The sequence below is a fragment of the Acaryochloris sp. IP29b_bin.137 genome (assembly GCF_028285745.1).
Taxonomy (GTDB): domain Bacteria; phylum Cyanobacteriota; class Cyanobacteriia; order Thermosynechococcales; family Thermosynechococcaceae; genus Acaryochloris.
Window position 1 is genome coordinate 1 of record NZ_JANQOP010000030.1, and the last position, 3085, is coordinate 3085.

Genomic DNA, 3085 nt, shown 5'->3' on the forward strand with positions numbered 1-3085 from the left:
GGCAATGATAAGCTCGATGGTGGATTGGGGGCAGATACTCTCTATGGTGGCAGTGGTGCCGACACCTTCTTCATCAATACAGTGGCTGAAGGCACTGACTTTATTGGAGACTTCAACACAACAGAAGGTGATCGTATTCAAGTTGATGCCTCTGCTTTTAGTCTCGGATCCAGTGACTATAACCGGCTCTCTTTTAACGGCAACAATTTGATGGTTGACAACAATGTGATCGCCACTCTAAACGGCGTTAGCAGCCTGACTATTGACGCAACCAAGAACTCTGACGTAGTTTTAGTCTGAGCCATAATACCCAAAATTGTTCTCTGCTGATTTCGGGTTTCTTGTCTAACTGACCTAAAACATTGGATAAAACAGCCAATAGTTTAGGTCAGTTTCTGGTTTTTTTAGCAAAACCCCTGACGACAGGGTTATTTCATTCTAAAAACGTCCATTAGCATGTCAAGAGATTGCTCGTAGCGCCGTTTTGCTTAAGCCATATTCGTGAATCCATGCTCTCGATAAAGATTGAGTGGCACTGTTCATTTCAGGGTTACAGATCTTGCCCACAGTTGAGTGACGTCAAGACATTTTGAGATCTTGGGTATGGTGATCAGGGATACTCAATGAATGCCAACTTATTTCTCTGCAGACTGTCCAAAATGAATTCATCCTCCTGTGTCGCCGCTACTCTTTCTCCTTCTGAGCGCCAGGAGTTAGCCCTTCAGGTTCTGACTAAGACTGAACCCGTCACCAGCCTCGCCAAAAAGCATCAAGCCAATCGCAAGTTTCTCTACCAACAAAGCCATCGGGCAAATGACGCTTTGGAAGAAACTTTTTCGCCATCTACTGAAAAATCTGTAGCAGCTTGAAATCCTTATAGTTGCGTTGTTTTTTAAACTTATACGAACAACTTAGTGCAAGGTAAAAATGCTCGAAACGTCGCAAAATCGTTAATTGACCTTGCACATGAAAATGTTTTTATAAGCTATGACAACCATATATCAATACTTCTGACTTTTTCAGCAAGCCCTAGCTAAGCTTCATCAGCATATAGCTCGTCAACGCAGACAATTTCACTATGAAACTGCCCATGAACTCCGTCAAAAAGCTGATGTTATTTTCATCGAGAACTTGCGGGTATCGAATATGGCCCGTCGAAACAAACCTAAGCAAGATGAAGGAGGACAATATTTACCGAATGGTCAAAGTGCAAAATCAGGATTAAACAAAAGCTTTGCTGATGCTGGCATCGGTGGGTTTTTGAATGACATTCTTCCACAATTAGCTGCAAAGGCTCAGTGCAAGGTGATCAAAGTAAATTCTGCGGGTACATCCCAGCATTGTGCAATATGTCTCAATCGAGTTCCAAAGTCATTGTTTAGATCGCTGGCATGATTTTCCCCATTGCGGGGTCTCAATTCAAAGAGATCCTAATTCTAGGATCTTGATCAAGAAAGTGGGGTTGGGCGTTCGCCTCACTATAAAACGCGAAGGTCGCAAGACTGGACAAGCCAGCGCTCTAAGCGTTGCTTGAGTGCCTGGAGTACGTCACTTGGATAGGACTGAACAAAGACCTGAACTTATCTGAATAAATTGGGATTTTATCTGCTGATTGGTTTGGCGATAGTAGGGACATCAACGAAGCGACAACCCATAGACAAAGTAATTTTGATATGAAATCCGCTCTGCCGATCATGGATGAAACGGTTCAATCCGCTGAATTAATCCCTTTGCTGGGGCAGTATCAGCTTCTCCCTCAGTTGCTGAAAGAACTGATCCTTGACCAAGCCATTCAAGAGGTGCCATTAAGCCCGGAGGAAAGGGTGCAAGCCGTCGAGCAGTTCTGTCGCCAACATCAAATCGGGGATGACACCCAGCGGGAAGCTTGGTTAAAGCATTACCGCATGACACCTCAACAGATGGCAGCACAAGCCCAACGGCAGTTGAAATTGCAAAAGTTCAAGCTCCAAACCTGGAATAACCAGGTGGAGTCTGATTTTCTCCAACACAAAGGACAGTTTGATCAATATGTGTATTCGCTGATCCGAGTGGCGAGTGCTGAGGTGGCTCAGGAATTGTACTTTCGCCTGCAAGAAAGTGAACAAGCATTTTGGGGTAATTGAAGGGTCGACACTGTTGGCGAATTCCAAGAAGTCACGCTGGTAATGGCTGAAGTATCCTCTTGAAAAGAGATACACGGGTTTTTGCTAGTGGAACATCATTAAACCAAGCGTCTAAGCGGACAAAATTGAGAGCAATGGCACAGAAAACATTCTGTAGATGGCTCTTCGCTAACCCGATATACCTTGACTGGCGCATGCCAAATCGCCGTATTCCCTGTGAATGGGTACTCTCAACACCAGCCCGCAGGCTATATTTTTCCTTGAACTCAGTAGTTCGTTGCACCTGACGCCGTTCGTTAAGGGCCTGATGTAACTCACGGGGACGGAACGTCAACTCTCTTGGCTGGGTCTTAGATTTCGTACATTGAGATCGCACTGGACAACTTCGGCAAGTGGTCCCCTGGAACCTTGCTTGAATGACATCCTTTCCATGAATATCCTTTCCAGGCAACCATTTCGTACTGAAGTGGCCTTGAGGACAGACAACCTTCTGTTGGTCCCAGCTGATGAGGAAGAAGCTCGAATCAAATCCATTACCCGCCTTTGCTTGCCAACTATGGTTTTGACGCACCGGACCAATAACATCCATGTCATATTCAGCTTTGCTATTCACCAAATGCTCTGCCGAGAGGTAACCCCCATCTAACAAATGCTCTTTAGGCAACAACTGTTTTTCAGCCAGAGCCAGGTGAATGGGGTCAACAACTTGATCATCTGGAACCGTTGCACTGGTGGTGTGTACATGAGTGATGAGACGTGGACTTTCAGGATCACACACTTCTGTTAAATGAACTTTATAGCCCACCCAATCCATATTTCTTTTATTGCTGTAGCGGGCTTCTATGTCATAAGGGGAATGAATGGATGAATCAGAAGGGGGCATATCCTTCACTTTTCGCCATTCGACTGTGCCGTCTGCATTGGGCGGGTAGAATCGCTGGAGCCAGACTTGTCGCAGAGTT

General features: G+C 45.3%; 2 protein-coding genes and 3 pseudogenes. 4 read left to right on the top strand and 1 reads right to left on the bottom strand.

What is annotated here, in order from left to right:
* From Q0991_RS02290 to Q0991_RS02300, 4 genes and pseudogenes are all read left to right on the top strand, one after another.
* A pseudogene (locus Q0991_RS02290) lies at window positions 1–300 on the top strand (calcium-binding protein); the annotation flags it as partial.
* Window positions 301–659: 359 nt separating this feature from the next.
* Window positions 660–869 (top strand): hypothetical protein, encoded by a 210-nt coding sequence (locus Q0991_RS02295; RefSeq protein WP_299485110.1) that lies wholly within the window; start codon window positions 660–662, stop codon window positions 867–869.
* Between the two features lie 154 nt (window positions 870–1023).
* Window positions 1024–1534 (top strand): annotated as a pseudogene (locus tag Q0991_RS25040) (transposase); the annotation flags it as partial.
* A gap of 139 nt (window positions 1535–1673) precedes the next feature.
* Window positions 1674–2123 carry a hypothetical protein gene (locus Q0991_RS02300; RefSeq protein ID WP_299485112.1) on the top strand — a complete coding sequence of 150 codons (450 nt, stop codon included), beginning with the start codon at window positions 1674–1676 and terminating at the stop codon, window positions 2121–2123.
* 31 nt (window positions 2124–2154) lie between these two features.
* Here the strand turns inward: Q0991_RS02300 and Q0991_RS02305 are convergent.
* Window positions 2155–3085, bottom strand: a pseudogene (locus tag Q0991_RS02305) (IS5-like element ISAcma45 family transposase); the annotation flags it as partial.